The organism is Geobacter grbiciae (assembly GCF_018531165.1).
In the GTDB taxonomy this organism is placed as follows: domain Bacteria; phylum Desulfobacterota; class Desulfuromonadia; order Geobacterales; family Geobacteraceae; genus Geobacter; species Geobacter metallireducens.
On sequence record NZ_JAHDIW010000006.1, the window covers coordinates 103,543 to 119,171 of the forward strand.

General features: G+C 61.0%; 14 protein-coding genes. 3 read left to right on the forward strand and 11 right to left on the reverse strand.

Features of this window, described 5'->3' with window-relative positions; all coding sequences use genetic code 11:
* Positions 1–74 precede the first annotated feature (74 nt).
* Together KJB29_RS09585 and KJB29_RS09590 are read right to left on the reverse strand one after the other, a co-directional pair.
* Positions 75–1,133 (reverse strand): 3-methyl-2-oxobutanoate dehydrogenase subunit VorB, encoded by a 1,059-nt coding sequence (locus KJB29_RS09585; protein WP_215734388.1) that lies wholly within the window; start codon positions 1,131–1,133, stop codon positions 75–77.
* A 98-nt stretch (positions 1,134–1,231) separates the two neighbouring features.
* The gene (locus KJB29_RS09590; protein WP_215734389.1) at positions 1,232–1,435 is read right to left on the reverse strand and encodes a 4Fe-4S dicluster domain-containing protein; all 204 of its coding nucleotides are present in this window, start codon (positions 1,433–1,435) and stop codon (positions 1,232–1,234) included.
* 190 nt (positions 1,436–1,625) lie between these two features.
* Between KJB29_RS09590 and KJB29_RS09595 the strand changes: the two genes are divergently transcribed.
* Positions 1,626–2,126: a Ros/MucR family transcriptional regulator gene (locus KJB29_RS09595; protein WP_215734390.1), complete on the forward strand. Its 501-nt coding sequence runs from the start codon at positions 1,626–1,628 to the stop codon at positions 2,124–2,126.
* Positions 2,127–2,178: 52 nt separating this feature from the next.
* Here the strand turns inward: KJB29_RS09595 and rsmA are convergent, their stop codons facing one another.
* From rsmA to KJB29_RS09630, 7 genes are all read right to left on the reverse strand, one after another.
* Positions 2,179–3,006: a 16S rRNA (adenine(1518)-N(6)/adenine(1519)-N(6))-dimethyltransferase RsmA gene (gene rsmA / locus KJB29_RS09600; RefSeq protein ID WP_215734391.1), complete on the reverse strand. Its 828-nt coding sequence runs from the start codon at positions 3,004–3,006 to the stop codon at positions 2,179–2,181.
* Positions 3,003–4,028 (reverse strand): tRNA (adenosine(37)-N6)-threonylcarbamoyltransferase complex transferase subunit TsaD, encoded by a 1,026-nt coding sequence (gene tsaD / locus KJB29_RS09605; protein ID WP_215734392.1) that lies wholly within the window; start codon positions 4,026–4,028, stop codon positions 3,003–3,005. Before tsaD ends, rsmA begins: the two co-directional genes overlap by 4 nt.
* Positions 4,028–5,347: a PhoH family protein gene (locus tag KJB29_RS09610; RefSeq protein ID WP_004512064.1), complete on the reverse strand. Its 1,320-nt coding sequence runs from the start codon at positions 5,345–5,347 to the stop codon at positions 4,028–4,030. Before KJB29_RS09610 ends, tsaD begins: the two co-directional genes overlap by 1 nt.
* Before the next feature lie 67 nt (positions 5,348–5,414).
* Positions 5,415–5,684 carry a hypothetical protein gene (locus tag KJB29_RS09615; protein ID WP_215734393.1) on the reverse strand — a complete coding sequence of 90 codons (270 nt, stop codon included), beginning with the start codon at positions 5,682–5,684 and terminating at the stop codon, positions 5,415–5,417.
* 76 nt (positions 5,685–5,760) lie between these two features.
* Entirely contained in the window at positions 5,761–6,906 is a 1,146-nt protein-coding gene (locus KJB29_RS09620; protein WP_215734394.1) for an aminotransferase class V-fold PLP-dependent enzyme, read from the reverse strand.
* Between the two features lie 25 nt (positions 6,907–6,931).
* Entirely contained in the window at positions 6,932–8,269 is a 1,338-nt protein-coding gene (locus KJB29_RS09625; protein ID WP_215734395.1) for a right-handed parallel beta-helix repeat-containing protein, read from the reverse strand.
* Positions 8,266–9,327 carry a sensor domain-containing diguanylate cyclase gene (locus KJB29_RS09630; protein ID WP_215734396.1) on the reverse strand — a complete coding sequence of 354 codons (1,062 nt, stop codon included), beginning with the start codon at positions 9,325–9,327 and terminating at the stop codon, positions 8,266–8,268. Before KJB29_RS09630 ends, KJB29_RS09625 begins: the two co-directional genes overlap by 4 nt.
* 256 nt (positions 9,328–9,583) lie before the next feature.
* Here KJB29_RS09630 and KJB29_RS09635 point away from each other — a divergent pair, with 256 nt between their 5' ends.
* The gene (locus tag KJB29_RS09635; protein ID WP_215734397.1) at positions 9,584–11,812 is read left to right on the forward strand and encodes a vitamin B12-dependent ribonucleotide reductase; all 2,229 of its coding nucleotides are present in this window, start codon (positions 9,584–9,586) and stop codon (positions 11,810–11,812) included.
* 85 nt (positions 11,813–11,897) lie between these two features.
* Here the strand turns inward: KJB29_RS09635 and KJB29_RS09640 are convergent, their stop codons facing one another.
* A complete protein-coding gene (locus KJB29_RS09640; protein ID WP_215734398.1) occupies positions 11,898–12,188 on the reverse strand; it encodes a Smr/MutS family protein in 291 nt (96 codons plus the stop codon).
* Positions 12,189–12,317: 129 nt separating this feature from the next.
* On the opposite strand from KJB29_RS09640, the gene KJB29_RS09645 reads away from it, so the two are divergent.
* Positions 12,318–14,099 (forward strand): M3 family oligoendopeptidase, encoded by a 1,782-nt coding sequence (locus KJB29_RS09645; RefSeq protein ID WP_215734399.1) that lies wholly within the window; start codon positions 12,318–12,320, stop codon positions 14,097–14,099.
* Positions 14,100–14,177: 78 nt separating this feature from the next.
* Here KJB29_RS09645 and ahcY read toward each other — a convergent pair whose 3' ends face one another.
* A complete protein-coding gene (gene ahcY, locus KJB29_RS09650) occupies positions 14,178–15,608 on the reverse strand; it encodes an adenosylhomocysteinase (protein ID WP_215734400.1) in 1,431 nt (476 codons plus the stop codon).
* Positions 15,609–15,629: the final 21 nt, after the last annotated feature.

Sequence of the window (15,629 nt, forward strand, 5' to 3'; positions counted from 1 at the left end):
AAAACCTCGGGATCGGGGATCAGGGACCGGGGACCGGTAAAAACCATCAATCAGATCATCCCCGGCGATCCCCCCTAGACGTAATAGTTAGTGATCTGTTCCAGCAACTCCTCAGGAGTGGGGAGAGAACCAGCCCCCGGGGGCCTGCCGTAGAAGAAGACCTCTGCGTCGCGGGCCACGGAGAGACGGACGTCCTCCACCATCTGGCCGGCGTTGAGCTCGATGTCGAGCACTTTCTTGCACCGCTCCGTTGCGGCGAGGAAGGCTTTCTCCGGAAAGGGGTAAAGGGTTATCGGACGCAGCAGCCCCACCTTGAGACCCTTGTCGCGGGCGGCCATGACGGCACTCTTGGCGATGCGGGCGGCCGAACCGAAGGCCGTGACAACGAGCTCGGCATCATCGAGCATGAATTCTTCCCACCGGGCTTCTTTTGCTTTCAGCTCCCCGTACCGGGCGTGAAGCTTCCAGTTGTGGGCCTCCAACTCGCCGTCCCCCAAATAGAGCGACTTCACGACCCGCTGTTCGCCGTCCCCCTTGCCGCGGACGACCCAGTCCTTAGGGGGGAGGTTCCGCTCAGGGCGTTTGTTGGGAATGACCGACTCCTTCATCTGGCCGACAACGGAATCGCCGAGGATCATCGCCGGCATCCGGTAGAGGTCGGCGAGGTCGAAGGCGAGCATGGTCAGGTCATACATTTCCTGGACCGACGCCGGGGCAAGGACGATGATGTGATAGCCGCCATGCCCTCCCCCCTTGACCGCTTGAAAGTAGTCGGCCTGAGAGGCATCGATGCCGCCGAGCCCCGGACCCGACCGGCAGATGTTGACGATCACCCCGGGCAACTCCGCGCCGGCCATATAGGAAATCCCCTCCTGCTTCAGGGAAATGCCGGGGCTGGACGACGAGGTCATGGCCCGCACGCCGGTGGCCGAGGCGCCGAGAAGCATGTTGATGGAAGCGACCTCGCTCTCGGCCTGGATGAATTCGCCGCCAAGCCTGGGGAGTTCCCGCGACATGTATTCGGGGATATCGCTCTGGGGAGTGATGGGATAGCCGAAGTAGTAGCGGCACCCGGCCTCAATGGCGGCCATGGCAAGGGCTTCGTTCCCCTTCATGAACAGACGCTTTGTCAAAGCAACCTCCGTGAATGAATCAGATAAAACGGTCTGGCAGAAACCTTTCAGGACAAATCAAACTTCGCCGCAGGCGCATGCGAACAATTAGCCCGATATCACTTGAATACCACAATGGCAACATCGGGACAGATTTCAGCACAGAGAGAACAACCGGTGCACTGATCCTGACGGGTTGCAATAGCAGCCACATACCCCTGTTTATTGGCGGTGTCGCTCATTATTACAAGCTTTCTCGAACAGGCGAGCGTGCACAGGCCACACCCCTTGCAGCGCGATTCGTCTATCTCAATGTACGCCATGGCAGGCTTTCCTTTCACACAAAATTTTCGGCATTCGGGCAACGGAACAAACCTAACAGAATCCCACAAGGAGCGTCAATTGTAATTTATTCTGTAAAAATGCGATTTGCCGCTTGATTTCGATCAATGTTCACGTTACAAGGTTAAATAACGTCATAAACTCTTTCATTGACAAAGGGAGGGAAACCGAATGGCTTCAACATTGTTGGAATTAACGGCAGGCATTGTCTCTTCACACGCTGCTATGTCAGAACTTTCCACCGAGGAACTGGTACAGGAAATTCAGAAAGTGTACACAACTCTGCAGCAGCTTGAAGGAGGCGCGCCCGAGGCCGCGCCGGCAGAAGAGACCAAGGCTCCCGTCATCAGTCTCAAGAAGGCTTTCCAGGCAGATCAGGTCGTCTGCATGATCTGCGGCAAAGGAGGGATGAAGACCCTCACCCGCCATCTGGCCCAGGTCCATGACATGAAGCCGAGGGAATACCGGAAGCAGTTCAACATTCCGTCTTCCCAGGCCCTGACTGCCAGGAAGTTCTCCGAAGCGCGCAAGAAAATGGCCCAAGAGCGGGGGCTTGCCGATAATCTGGCCAAGGCCCGCGCAGTAAGGGCTGCCAAGATCCAGGAAAAGAAAGGGGCGCCCGCCGAGAAGCCGGTAAAGCCAAAGGGAGCGCCGCGGAAGAAAAAGGCTTAACCCGCCATTTTACCCTCTGCAACTGTGAAAGCCGTCCTCCCGGGCGGCTTTTCTATTTCCCCCCCAATGCCATCATGGCCCGGGAAAGGGCCGCGAACTCGTCAAGACTCAGGGTCTCACCCCGCCTCCCCGCCTCTATCCCGCACACTGCAAGGGCTTCAGACAACTGCTCCCCGGAAAGCCCCAGGCCGGCATTTTTCAGACAGTTCCAGAGGGTTTTTCGCCGCATGGAGAAAGCCCCTTTCACCAGGCGGCGGAAATACTGCTCGTCTCCCACAGCCACGCGGGGCTTTTCGAGGGGGACAAAGCTCAGGACGGCCGAGTCCACCTTCGGCACGGGATGGAACGAACCTGGTCTGACGATCATTTCCCGCGTCACGTCGAAATGAAGTTGGAAAAAGACCGACAGGATGCCGTAATCCTTGGTCCCCGGTGAAGCGGCGAGGCGGTCGCCCACCTCCTTCTGAAGCATGAGAACCAGGCGGGAGAAGAGATCGCGGTTGTCGAGAAACGCAAAGAGGACCGGCGTGGATATGTTGTAGGGGAGATTGGCTGCCACCTTCCACCGTTCTCCACCTTCAGAAGCCAGAAGGTCGCGCAGGTCAATCTCCAGAATGTCGCCGTGGACGATCTCCACTCGCGGGTTGTCCCGAAAGGCCTGGCGGAGTACCGGCACGAGCCGCGTGTCCAACTCCACCGCCACAAGGCGCGCGCATCGATGAGCCAACATCTCGGTGAGGGCGCCCTTTCCCGGCCCCACTTCCAGAATGCGGTCGTCGGGCCGCATATCGACGATGTCCGCGATCCGTGCGAGAACATTACGGTCCACGAGAAAGTTCTGCCCCAGCGCCTTGCGGGCGCGAATTCCCTCCCCTCTCACGACTCCAGCCTCGTCCGGATCGTATCCAAGGGCCAGTTTGCCAGGGCGTCCAGGGAGAGGCCGTCGCTGATCCCCCGGGAGAGGTAGAAATCACCGGGAACCGCCAGCATGGCGGCGTTATCGCTACAGAGAGAAGGAGAAGGGATGGCGAGCTCGATTCCCCTGGCAGCAGCCTCCCGGGCCATATCGCGGCGCAGGGCGCTGTTGCAGGCTACGCCGCCGGCAACCACGACCCGGCCGATCCCCTCGGTTTCTGCGGCAAGGAGCGTTTTCGTCACGAGCACGTCGCAGGCGGCCCGCTGAAACGAAGCGCAGAGGTCCCGGAGTTGCTGGCCATCCTCCTGGACCGGATTCTTGCGGACATGGTTCAGAACCGCGGTCTTGAGGCCGCTGAAGCTGAAGTTGAAGCTGCCGTCGTGGAGGAGCGGCCGGGGGAAGGAAATGCTGGCTGGGTCCCCCTCGGCGGCAAGGCGGTCGATTTCAACCCCGCCCGGATAGGGGAGCCCCAAGAGCTTTGCCACCTTATCGAAGGCCTCGCCGGCGGCGTCGTCGCGGGTCTGGCCGAGGGTGGTGTAGCGGCCAATGCCGTCGACCCGGTAGAGATGGGTATGCCCCCCCGAGACGGCGAGGGCCACAAAGGGAAACGCTACCTCCCGCTCCAGGAAAATGGCCGAGAGGTGTCCTTCGATATGGTTCACCCCAACGATGGGGAGCCGGCGGGCAAAGGCGATGGCCTTGGCAACGGCGGTACCAACCAAGAGTGCCCCGGCCAGTCCCGGCCCCTGGGTCACGGCGACCCCCTCGATGGCGTCGAGGGAGACCGAAGCAGTGCGGAGGGCTTCGTCGATGACGACCGGGATGCTCTCCAGATGTTTGCGGGAGGCTATCTCGGGGACAACCCCCCCGTAGACGGCATGGTCCTTCACCTGGGACGCAACGATGCTCGACAGCACCGTGCGCCCGTCGCGGACCACCGCGGCGGCGGTTTCGTCGCAGGATGTTTCGATGGTGAGAATGAGCATTACAGCAGATTCGCCGCCAGTTCCGCCAGGTCGGAGCGCTCGCCCTTGGTCATGGTGACATGGCCGGCGATTGCCTGCTCCTTGAAGCGCTCCACCACGTAGGTGAGGCCGTTGGACGAGGCATCCACATAGGGGTTGTCAATCTGGTAGGGGTCGCCGGTGAGGACGATCTTGGTCCCCTCCCCCGCCCGGGTGATGATGGTCTTGATCTCGTGGGGTGTGAGGTTCTGGGCCTCGTCAACGATCATGAACTGGTTCGGTATGGAGCGACCCCGGATGTAGGTGAGGGGCTCAATTTCCATGATCCCCATGGCCATGAGCTCCTTATACCCCTTGCTGTGTCGCTTCTCGGCCTCATGCCCCGACAGGAGAAGTTCCACGTTGTCGAAGATGGGCTGCATCCAGGGGGCGAGCTTCTCCTCGATATCTCCGGGGAGGAAACCCAGGTCGCGCCCCATGGGAAAGACGGGCCGGGAGACGAGAAGGCGGTTGAAGACGTTCTCCTCGGCGGTCTTGTGGAGGCCCGCAGCAATGGCCAGCAGCGTCTTGCCTGTACCGGCCTTCCCCACGAGGGTCACGAGCTTGATGGAGTCGTCGAGTAGAAGATCGAAGGCAAAAGCCTGCTCGCGGTTGCGGGGGAAAATGCTCCAGACCCCCTCCTTGCCGGTCTTGATGAGGGGAGTGATTTTCCCATCCCCCACCCGGTACTTGCCGAGGGCCGTATGGGAAGGGTTCGCTTCATCCCGCAGGGTGACGCACTGGTTCGGGAAGAAGGTCTGTCCGGGCAACTCCACCCACCCCTGGCCATGAAACCGGTCGACAGTATCGGCCGCCACGTCGATCTCGGTGAAACCGGGGTAGAGCTCTTCGATGTCGACCTTATCCGATTCGTAATCCTCGGCCTTGAGGCCGATGGCGTCGGCCTTGATCCGCAGGTTCGTATCCTTGGTGACGAACACGACGGGCGCGCCACCGTTCTCTTCCAGAATCTTGACGGCCACCGCCAGTATCCGGTTGTCCCCCCGCTCCTCGCGCAACTCGGGAGGAAGCCGCTTCATGATCTTCTCCTCGTACATCTCCACCCGGAGCATCCCGCCGGTCTCGAGGGTTATGCCCGAGGAGAGAGACCCTATTTTGCGCATGTCGTCCAGATAACGGGAGACCTGGCGTGCGTTGCGTCCCGTCTCGTTCATGTCCTTCTTGAAGCGGTCCACCTCTTCGATGACCGTAATGGGGATAATGATGTTGTTTTCCTCAAACTTGAAAATGGCCTGGGGATCGTAGAGGAGGACGTTGGTATCGAGTACGAAGTTTTTCATCGAGGTTTCTCTTTTCGTGGATGGAGTTTAGAGATAATGCGCTACATACCCGCCCGCGGGTTGGATGCTATTTTTCGATGACATGCACCTGGAGGCCCGACGAGAGGGCGAGGATCTTGATGAAGACCGACCGGTCACGGTACTTGGCGTCGAGGATCACCTCTCCCTCACGGTTGATCGCCGCAAGGACGCTCTCGGGCGATTCCTTGATGGTGTAAAAGTTGTAGATACCCGTTGCGTAGAGTTCGTCCTTGGTCACCGGCTTCTCGGGGGGAAGCGAACATCCGGCGAGACATGCCACTACGAGGCAGAGTGCAACAAGGAATCGCTTATCCATACTTCTCCCTTTGACGAATCATTCATTATGAGTGGTGGGGACATAACACGGACATAACCGTACGGAAAGGGGACTCTCACGGAGAGCTGAGAATCTCCCCCATCGCCTGGAGAAAGGTACCGATCTCTTCATCTGTAGTGAAGTAGCCGGGGCTCACCCTGACCGCGCCACCGGGATAGGTGCCGATGGTCCGGTGGGCAGCAGGGGCGCAGTGGAGCCCTACCCTCACACAGATGTCGAACTCCTGGTCGAGCCGGAAGCCGATGGTCTGGGGGTCGATTCCCTTCACCGTGAAACTCACGAGCCCCCCCCGCGGTTCGTCCGGCAATGGTCCGTGGCAGGTTACTCCCGGCAGCGCTCCGAGCCCATCCATGAGAAAGGCGACCAGTTCCTCTTCCCGCTTCCGGATCACATCCAGTCCCACGGCTCGGATGAAATCGACACCTGCCCCGAGACCGGCGATGCCCGGCAGATTGTGGGTCCCGCTCTCGAACCGTTCGGGCATGGTGTCGGGCTGTTCCACGCCCGAGGAGTATCCCCCTGTCCCCCCGACAAAAAGCGGTTCCAGATCCACACCTTCGGCCACACAGAGCATGCCGGTCCCCGGGGGCCCCATGAGTCCCTTGTGCCCCGGCGCTGCCAGGAGATCGATCCCCATGGCCGAAACGTCGAGGGGAATCATTCCCGCGCTCTGGGCGGCATCCACAAGGGTGAGAACTCCGGCGCGACGGGCCACGGCGGCAATTTCCGCGACCGGTTGAATGGCGCCGGTCACGTTGGAGCAGTGGGCAAGGGCAATGAGTCGCGTCGAAGGGCGGATGGCGGCAGCGATCTGATCCGGGGTGACAAACCCGCGACGATCAGCATCGATCCAGGAAATCTCGACTCCCCGCTGCCCGGCCAGATGGAGCGGGCGGACGAGCGAATTGTGTTCCGCCGAGGTGGTGACCACGTGGTCACCGGGCCGCACAAGCCCCAGCACCGCCAGATTGAGGGCCTCGGTGGCACTATGGGTGAAGACCACCCGCGACGAATCGCCGATGCCGAAGAGGGCCGCCACCGACTCCCGCGTTTCAAAGAGAAGACGGCTCGCCTCAATGCCGCGACGGTACCCTCCCCTGCCCGGGCTGACCCCCACGTCACGCATGGCCCTGCTCACCGCTTCATAGACCGGCTCAGGCTTGGGATACGACGTTGCTGCATTATCGAGATAAAGCGACATTAGGAAAAAGCTACCATGACGTCAGCTATTTAGCAACGGAATTCAAGGTCGGGAAATGCGGCCGCGCCTTGAGCACCGGGTTCACGAAAATTCTTCCCCTGGCAGGGTCCTGGGTCTGGTGGTCAAGACGCATGTCCAGCGGCGGGGCGGGGTCCCCCCACCAGTTGGCAATTGCTCTGAAATCGTCACGTCCCGCGTTTTCGATATCGAAGCGGCCATTGCCCGAAAAGGCGTTCCCCCACGCGACACCCTGCCCATCCTCGACCCGCAGGCCGATGTCAGCGTTGGACACAATTTCGTTGCCATATACCCGAATCCGGGACCGGACGAGGTGAATCCCCACGTGGCGGTTCTCCGCGATCCGCGCACCCGTCACCTTTCCTTCGCAGTCGGTGAGGACAATGCCGGTGCCGTTTCCCTGGAAAAAAGAGCCGGAGATGCTGAGCCGGGACGCGGCCCCGGTTAACCCGGTTTCCCGGTTATCCGATAAACCGGCCCCTTCCAGGAGGAGGGAGCCGCCACGCACCGTCATGCCAAGGCGATTGCCGCGTACCATCATGTCACGGATATCCGACTCGCTCTCGACGAGTTCCATGCCGACAGCATTGTCCGAAGCTTCTCCGCCACTGACCGTGACGATGGAGTCCTGAAACCGGGCGCCGGTTCCGCAGGCGGCAAAAAAGACCTTTTTGAGGGTCACAGAGGAAAAGGATGCATCGATGCCGGCGACCGCACCCTCGATGCGGCACTGCTCAAGGATGTTTTTCTTCTCGCTGCCGAGCAGGATGATCCCTTGCCACTCGCCGGCCAGGGGATCGGGAAAGCTGGTCGTGAAGCGGACCGGCGCGTCGGCGTTTCCGCGAACCACGAGCCTCCCCTGAACCAGGAGGAGCGGACCGGCTCCATCCCCGGGGACCGTCCGCCTGAAACGGACGACAGTCCCCGGCTCAAGGGTGAGGGTCGTCTGCGGCGCCACAGTGAGTGAGCCTTCCACAAACACCTCGCCGCTCCAGACCGTGTCCTCGGTCAGAACGGCATCGCTGTATAACCGCTCTACCGGCACGGTCATCCGAGGTGCGATGCGCGATATCCCCGGAAGCGCCGGTATCACTTGGGGAGGAACGACGGCCGGTTTGTTTTCGGGAGAGAGCGCAAGCGGAACCGGAGGAGACTCCTCATTGGCAACGGTCGCACCAGGCGCAACGACAGGCACCGATACCTGCGCGGAAGAAGGGGAAACAAGGGTCTTCCCCCGAGCGAAAAGTTCCGAAAGCGTCCCGCACCCACCGAGGACTGCCACCATCCCGAGCAAAACGGAGAGAGCCAACGGCATCCTTATGGTCGCCATTGTAGAGCGCCTCATGGTTTTTCTCCCATGGTCCGGTAGTAGACCCTGTTTTTGCCGAACTCCTTGGCCCGATAGAGGAGTTCATCCACCCCATTGAGGAGGTCGTCGCTGGTCTCGCCGTCCTGGGGATAGGAGACTACGCCGACACTTACGGTTACGGCATTGAGAGCGATCCCTCGCATTTCGTCGACACTCTTCTGTTCCACGGACTCCCGGAGCCGCTCCGCAACATTAAGCGCGCTGGAAAAGTCGGTTTCCGGCAAGAGCACGATAAACTCCTCGCCTCCGTAGCGAAAGGCAAAATCGGTATTGCGCAGCGCCTCCGTGAGAATATCTCCCATGCTCCCCAGGAGCTTGTCGCCAAGGGGATGTCCATAGGTATCATTGAACTTCTTGAAGTCATCCACGTCCATCATGATCAGTGAGAGGGGGTTGCCGTAACGCTTGGCCCGGTTCAGTTCCCGACTGAACATCTGCTGAAAGTAGCGCCGGTTGTAAAGACCGGTCAGGGCGTCGGTTATGGCCATGAGCCGGGTCCGCTCATGGAGTTGGGCATTGTCGATGGCCATGGCGGCAAAGGAGGCGAGGACGTCCAGAAGTTTCATTCTCTCCCGATCGAACTCCCGGGGGACAAAATCGCACAGGTAGAGAATGCCCGCAAGCCGGCTCTGCACTTTAAGGGGAATGCAGGCCTGAGATCTGATCCCCTCCCTGATGACAATGGGGTCGACAAGGAGGGGGTTATCTTCGGTGTCGTTGACGAACAGGATCTCTCCACCGGAGATAACCCGTTCAGTGACCCCTCCAGGGCGGATTTCCCACCGCTCGGCCAAGACGAATTCGGGGGTAAACCCCTGGTGGGCGTGGAGAGTCAGTCCCCCCTGAACGGTGTCGTAAAGGACAATGTTTCCGGCGGAGGCGTCGGCAAAGCGCATCGCGCTGGTCAGTATCTCCAGGAGGACCTGATCAAGTTCGAGGGTGGAAACCACCATCCTCGCCACCTCAATCAACTCCCTGAGGGCGCTGACTTCCTCTTCGAGCAGCTCAATGGTGCATTTCAAGCTATGTTCCATGGTCTGTTCCGTCCGCCAGAAAAATGAAAAAAACTAACACAAAACCTCAGGGATGTAAATTGCCAGCACCCCACCTGCACCCACAGCAAATCGGCCGATGGAGTAATGCCTTGTTGAATCAACCCGTTAGGTCATTTTTTTTTACTCCTTGACAGGCCATACATATTGTGGATATTCTTTTGCGGCACCACAACATATATGGCAAACAGCCTTTATACTGCATTATTCATCAAACACTGCGCAAGGAGAGGAAATTATGGCAGAAACGAAGACGACAGTGGATATCCCCGGCCTTTCGAAAAACGCCCGCACCGTGCTCGAGAAGCGATACCTCAAGCGAGACACTGACGGGAAAGTCCTCGAAACTCCCGCCGACATGTTCCGGCGCGTGGCCGAGGCCATTGCCGTTGCTGACCGTAATTTCGACAAGAAGGCCGACACCAAGGCCCTGGCCCAGAAGTTCTACGACCTGATGACCTCCTTCGAGTTCCTCCCCAACTCCCCCACCCTCATGAACGCGGGGCGCGAGCTGGGCCAGCTCTCCGCCTGCTTCGTCCTCCCTGTGGGGGACTCCATGGAGGAGATCTTCGACGCGGTCAAGTACACGGCCCTCATCCACAAGTCCGGCGGCGGCACCGGCTTTTCCTTCTCGCGGCTGCGTCCGGCCAACGACGTGGTCCGTTCCACCTCGGGCATCTCCAGCGGCCCCATCTCGTTCATGCGGGTCTTCGACGCCGCCACCGAAACCATCAAGCAGGGGGGAACCCGGCGCGGCGCCAACATGGGGATCCTCCGCGTGGATCATCCGGATATCATGGACTTCATCATGTGCAAGGATGACCAGAAGCACCTCAACAACTTCAACATCTCCGTGGGGCTCACCGAGGCCTTCATGGAGGCGGTGGAGAGGGACGCCGATTACGATCTGCGCAACCCCCGTGACGGGAAACCCTGCGGGACCCTCAACGCCCGCAAGGTCTTCAGCCGCATCGTGAAGCAGGCATGGAAAAACGGCGAGCCGGGAATCATCTTCCTGGACCGCCTCAACAAGGACAACCCGACTCCCCACATCGGCGAGATCGAGTCCACCAACCCCTGCGGCGAGCAGCCGCTCCTCCCCTACGAGTCATGCAACCTGGGCTCCATCAACCTGGGGAAGATGGTGAAGAACGGCGACGTGGACTGGAAGCGCCTGCGGGAGGTCATCCGCCTGGGAGTCCACTTCCTGGACAACGTCATCGAGGTGAACAACTACCCCCTCCCCCAGATCAACGACATGACCCGCTCCAACCGCAAGATCGGCCTCGGCGTCATGGGGTGGGCAGACATGCTGATCCTCCTGGGGATCCCCTACAGCTCCCCGGAGGCCATCAGCCTCGGCGAGAAGGTGATGCGTTTCATCAACGACGAGGGGCACGCCTATTCCCGCGAACTGGCCGCCGTGCGGGGAGCGTTCCCGAACTTCGTGGGTTCCACCTTTGACCGGCCGGGCGAGGGTGCCATCCGCAACGCCACGGTGACCACCATCGCCCCCACCGGCACCATATCCATCATTGCCAACGCATCCAGCGGCGTGGAACCCCTCTTCGCAGTCTCCTTCGTGCGCCAGGTCCTCGACAAGAACATCCTCGTGGAGGTAAACCCCATTTTCGAGGAGATTGCCCGGGATCAGGGCTTCTATTCCGAGGAGCTCATGCAGAAGATCGCCCAGCACGGCACCGTCCATGACCTGGCCGAGATTCCCGAGGATGTCCGCAAGGTCTTCGTGACCGCCCACGACATCACCCCGGAAGACCACATCGAGATGCAGGCCGCCTTCCAGAAATACACCGACAACGCCGTCTCCAAGACGGTCAACTTCCCCAACGCCGCCACCATCGAAGAGGTGGAGAGAGTCTACCGCCTGGCCTACAAACTGGAGTGCAAGGGGGTCACCATCTACCGCGACGGCTCCCGGGACGAGCAGGTCCTCTCCACAGGCGCCAAGGAGGAAAAGGAGAAAGTTGTCCAGACGGAGGAGAAACGGGCCGTGAAGCGGGACCGTCCCAAGGCCCTCAAGGGATGGACCTACCAGATGCAGACCGGCTGCGGCCCACTCTATGTCACCGTCAACGAGGACAAGGCCGGGCTTTTCGAGCTCTTCACCACCATGGGGAAGGCGGGCGGGTGCGCCTCCTCCCAGTGCGAGGCCATCGGCCGCATGGTGTCCCTCGCCTGGCGCAGCGGCGTCCAGGCCAGGCAGGTGATCAAGCAGCTCCTCGGCATCTCCTGCCACCTGCCGGCGGGATTCGGCGACAACAAGGTTCTTTCCTGCGCCGACGCCGTGGCCAGAGCGATCCAGGCCCACATGCAGGCTGCCGGCTACGATGTGGGGCTCGAAACCGCGGCACCCGAGCGGGGGGCCTGCCCCGAATGCGGCGGCATCGTGGAGCACGAAGGCGGCTGCGCCGTCTGCCGGGTCTGCGGGTATTCCGAGTGCGCCTGACCGGCAACAACTGACGATGAACGACGAAAGGCCCGCCGAATGCGGGCCTTTCTTTTTGGCAGCAAAGCTTCCGGCGGTTGCCGCATTATTGTTGGACAGAGATCTGTTTCAATTCCACCAGCGTCGCCCCCCACCCTCCGGCATCCTCTCCCGCAAGCCGGAACGAGGCCACAACGTCAAGCCGTTCCAGGATGGCGTGGACGGTCCGGCGCAGAGTTCCGGTACCCTTGCCGTGGACGATCCGCACCGAGTAGATCCCCCGCTCGCGGCAGGCCGCCAGGTAGTCGGGGACGAGATCCTTCACCTCGCCGGGCCGGAAAGTATGGAGATCGAGAGTTCCGTCGATGGGCAGTTCAATGGTCAGGTCTTCGATCATGGATGTATTATCCTCGGAAACTCAAAGTATCTCCCCTTCCTTTCAAAAACGCTATTGATTTCTCTCTCCCCTGTGGTAATCCAGAATGGGAGTGCAACGCAACCGCCCATTTTCCCTGAAAGGATTGCCATGACAACCGACATCGCCGCCATGCTCTGGGACACCGATCCCCTCTACCATGCACACGCACCGGAACTCGAAGCAGATCTCGCCTCAGGAGCAGCCGAGACGAAAGTATTCCGGGAAGCCTACCTGGGGAAGGTCGCCTCCCTCGATGCAGCCGGGCTTCTGGAAGCTCTCCGGCGCTACGAAGCCCTCACGGAGCTTCTCGTGAAGCCCCAGCTTTACACCCATCTCCTCTTCGCTGCCGACGCCGGGAACGACGAGCACAAGAAGCTCTCCCAACAGACTGCCGAGTTCGGCAACCTCATGGGACGCGAGCTCCTCTTCTTCGATCTGGAGATCATGGAGATCCCCGACGGGCGCTTCACGGAGATTGTCGCGGACGGCGGCCTGTCCGGCTACCGCCACTATCTGGAGAGCGTGCGCAAATTCAAGCCCCACACCCTCACGGAGCGGGAGGAGCAGCTCCTGAAGCTGAAGAACCTCACGGGGGCCGAGGCCTTCACCCGGCTCTTCGACGAGCTGTCGGCATCCTTCCGCTACCGGATGACGCTGGAGGGGGAGGAACAGGAATTCACCGGCGAGGAGCTCCTGGGGCTCCTCCACCACCCGGACGCGGCGGTGCGGGAGCGGGCCTTCGCCACCTTCCTCAAGCGCCACGAGGAGGAGGGAATCGCCCTTGGCGCCATCTTCAACACCGTGGCTCTCGACCACGGCCAGGAACTGGAGCTCCGCAGCTACCGCCACCCCATGGAGCCCACGAACCTGGGAAACGAAATCCCCGAGGAGGTGGTGAACCGTCTCATGGATGTCTCCGAGGCCAACTACGGCCTGGCCCGGGACTACTTCCGTCTCAAGGCGCGGCTTCTGGGGCTTCCGAAGCTGAAGAACACCGATGTCTACGCCCCGGTTGGCGAAACGGACCGCCGTTACACCTTCGAGGAGGCCCGGGACTTGGTCCTGGAGGCCTACGGCGCGTTTCAGCCCCGCTTCCGGGATATCTGCGCCGCCTTTTTCGCCGAGCGGCGCATTGACGTGCTGCCACGCCCCGGCAAGGGAGGAGGCGCGTTCTGCATGGGGATGACGCCGAGCCTCTCTCCGTATGTGCTCCTGAACTTCACCGGCAACCTGCGTGACGTGGCGACCCTGGCCCACGAACTGGGGCACGGGCTCCACTTCGTCCTGGCCCAGAAGCAGACCATGCTCAACTACCACGCACCGCTTCCTCTGGCGGAAACGGCGTCGGTCTTTGGCGAGATGCTCCTGACCCGGTTCCTTCTTGAACGGGAATCCGACCCGCAAGTGAAGATCGCCCTTCTCTGCGCCAAGATCGAGGATATCATCGCCACCACCTTCCGCCAGAACGTCCTCACCCGCTTCGAGGAACGGATGCACAAGGAGCGGAAGGAGGGGCTCCTGACCTCATCACGGCTCTGCGATCTCTGGTGGGAGGAGAACGGCAAGCTTTACGGCGACGCGGTGGATATGATCGAGCCCTACCGCTGGGGATGGAGCTACATCTCCCATTTCATCCACGCCCGCTTTTACTGCTATTCCTACACCTTCGCGGAGCTTCTGGTCCTCTCTCTCTACCGGAAATACCTGGAGGATGGCGACGCGTTCATCCCCACCTATGTCGGCATCCTGGAAAGCGGCGGCTCCCTGTCGCCGGCAGACACGGTGAAACCGGCGGGGATCGACTTGGCCGATCCCCACTTCTGGCAGAAGGGGTATGATTTTCTGGCGGAGCTGATCGAAGAGTTGAAGGGATTGGTGGCGAAACAGTAAGTTCGCACGATGCATGCAAAAAGAAGAAAGGCCGCCGGGATTCATTCCCGACGGCCTTTCTTCTTATTTCGGCACCAATCAGTACCGGTAATGATCGGTCTTGTAGGGTCCTGCCTTCGGCACGCCGATGTAGGCGGCCTGCTCGTCGGTGAGCTCCGTCAGCATGGCGCCCAGGGTCTTGAGCTGCAGCCGGGCCACCTTCTCGTCCAGCTCCTTGGGAAGCATGTAGACGCCCACCGGGTACTTGCCGGGGTTGCAGAAGAGCTCCATCTGGGCCAGGGTCTGATTGGCGAAGGAGGAGGACATGACGTAGGAGGGGTGCCCCGTGGCGCAACCCAGGTTCACGAGCCGCCCCTCGGCCAGGAGGATGATCCGCTTGCCGTCGGGGAAGATGACGTGGTCCACCTGGGGCTTGATGTTCTCCCACTGGTACTGCTTGAGGGCCGCCACCTCGATCTCGTTGTCGAAGTGACCGATGTTGCAGACGATGGCGTTGTGCTTCATGGCCTTCATGTGGGCGTGGGTGATGACGTTAATGTTGCCGGTGGTGGTGACGAAGATGTCGGCCTTGTCAGCCGCCCACTCCATGGTGACCACCTTGTACCCTTCCATGGCGGCCTGGAGGGCGCAGATGGGGTCGATCTCGGTGACCCACACCTGGGCCTGAAGCCCGCGCATGGCCTGGGCGCACCCCTTGCCCACCTCGCCGTAGCCGCAGATGACAGCCACTTTGCCGGCCACCATCACGTCGGTGGCCCGCTTGATGCCGTCCACCAGGGACTCGCGGCAGCCGTAGATGTTGTCGAACTTGGACTTGGTGACCGAGTCGTTGACGTTGATGGCCGGGAACTTGAGTCGCCCCTTCTCGTGCATCTGGTAGAGCCGGTGCACGCCGGTGGTGGTTTCCTCCGTCACCCCCTTGATAGCGGCGGCCGTCTGCGAATACCACCCCGGCTTCTCGGCCAGGCGCTTCTTGATGGAGGCGAAGAGGTACTGTTCCTCCTCGCAGGTGGGGTTGGCGATGACCGACGGGTCCTTCTCCGCGTCGCTCCCCAGGTGTAGCAGCAGCGTTGCATCGCCGCCGTCGTCCAGGATCATGTTGGGGGTGCCGCCGTCGTGCCACTCGAAGATCCGGTGGGTGAACTCCCAGTACTCCTCCAGGGACTCACCCTTGTAGGCGAAGACCGGGATACCGGCTGCGGCAATGGCGGCAGCGGCGTGGTCCTGGGTGGAGAAGATGTTGCACGATGCCCAGCGCACCTCGGCGCCCAGGACCGTCAGGGTCTCGATGAGCATGGCGGTCTGGATGGTCATGTGGAGCGAACCGGCAATGCGGGCCCCCTTCAGGGGCTGGCTGGCGGCATACTCCTCGCGGATGGCCATGAGGCCCGGCATCTCTGTTTCGGCAATGACCATCTCCTTGCGCCCCCAGGCGGCAAGGGAGAGGTCCCGTACGTGGCAATCCGTGAATGCGGCAGTTGTCGCGGTCTGTGTGCTGGTTGTCGACATCGTATCCTCCGTTGGTTATGG

Coding starts and splice junctions, on each gene's coding strand:
- KJB29_RS09590 (WP_215734389.1), bottom strand. CDS start 1,435: ATGGCGTACATTGAGATAGACGAATCGCGCTGCAAGGGGTGTGGCCTG.
- KJB29_RS09595 (WP_215734390.1), top strand. CDS start 1,626: ATGGCTTCAACATTGTTGGAATTAACGGCAGGCATTGTCTCTTCACAC.
- tsaD (WP_215734392.1), bottom strand. CDS start 4,028: ATGCTCATTCTCACCATCGAAACATCCTGCGACGAAACCGCCGCCGCG.
- KJB29_RS09610 (WP_004512064.1), bottom strand. CDS start 5,347: ATGAAAAACTTCGTACTCGATACCAACGTCCTCCTCTACGATCCCCAG.
- KJB29_RS09615 (WP_215734393.1), bottom strand. CDS start 5,684: ATGGATAAGCGATTCCTTGTTGCACTCTGCCTCGTAGTGGCATGTCTC.
- KJB29_RS09620 (WP_215734394.1), bottom strand. CDS start 6,906: ATGTCGCTTTATCTCGATAATGCAGCAACGTCGTATCCCAAGCCTGAG.
- KJB29_RS09625 (WP_215734395.1), bottom strand. CDS start 8,269: ATGAGGCGCTCTACAATGGCGACCATAAGGATGCCGTTGGCTCTCTCC.
- KJB29_RS09630 (WP_215734396.1), bottom strand. CDS start 9,327: ATGGAACATAGCTTGAAATGCACCATTGAGCTGCTCGAAGAGGAAGTC.
- KJB29_RS09635 (WP_215734397.1), top strand. CDS start 9,584: ATGGCAGAAACGAAGACGACAGTGGATATCCCCGGCCTTTCGAAAAAC.
- KJB29_RS09640 (WP_215734398.1), bottom strand. CDS start 12,188: ATGATCGAAGACCTGACCATTGAACTGCCCATCGACGGAACTCTCGAT.
- KJB29_RS09645 (WP_215734399.1), top strand. CDS start 12,318: ATGACAACCGACATCGCCGCCATGCTCTGGGACACCGATCCCCTCTAC.
- ahcY (WP_215734400.1), bottom strand. CDS start 15,608: ATGTCGACAACCAGCACACAGACCGCGACAACTGCCGCATTCACGGAT.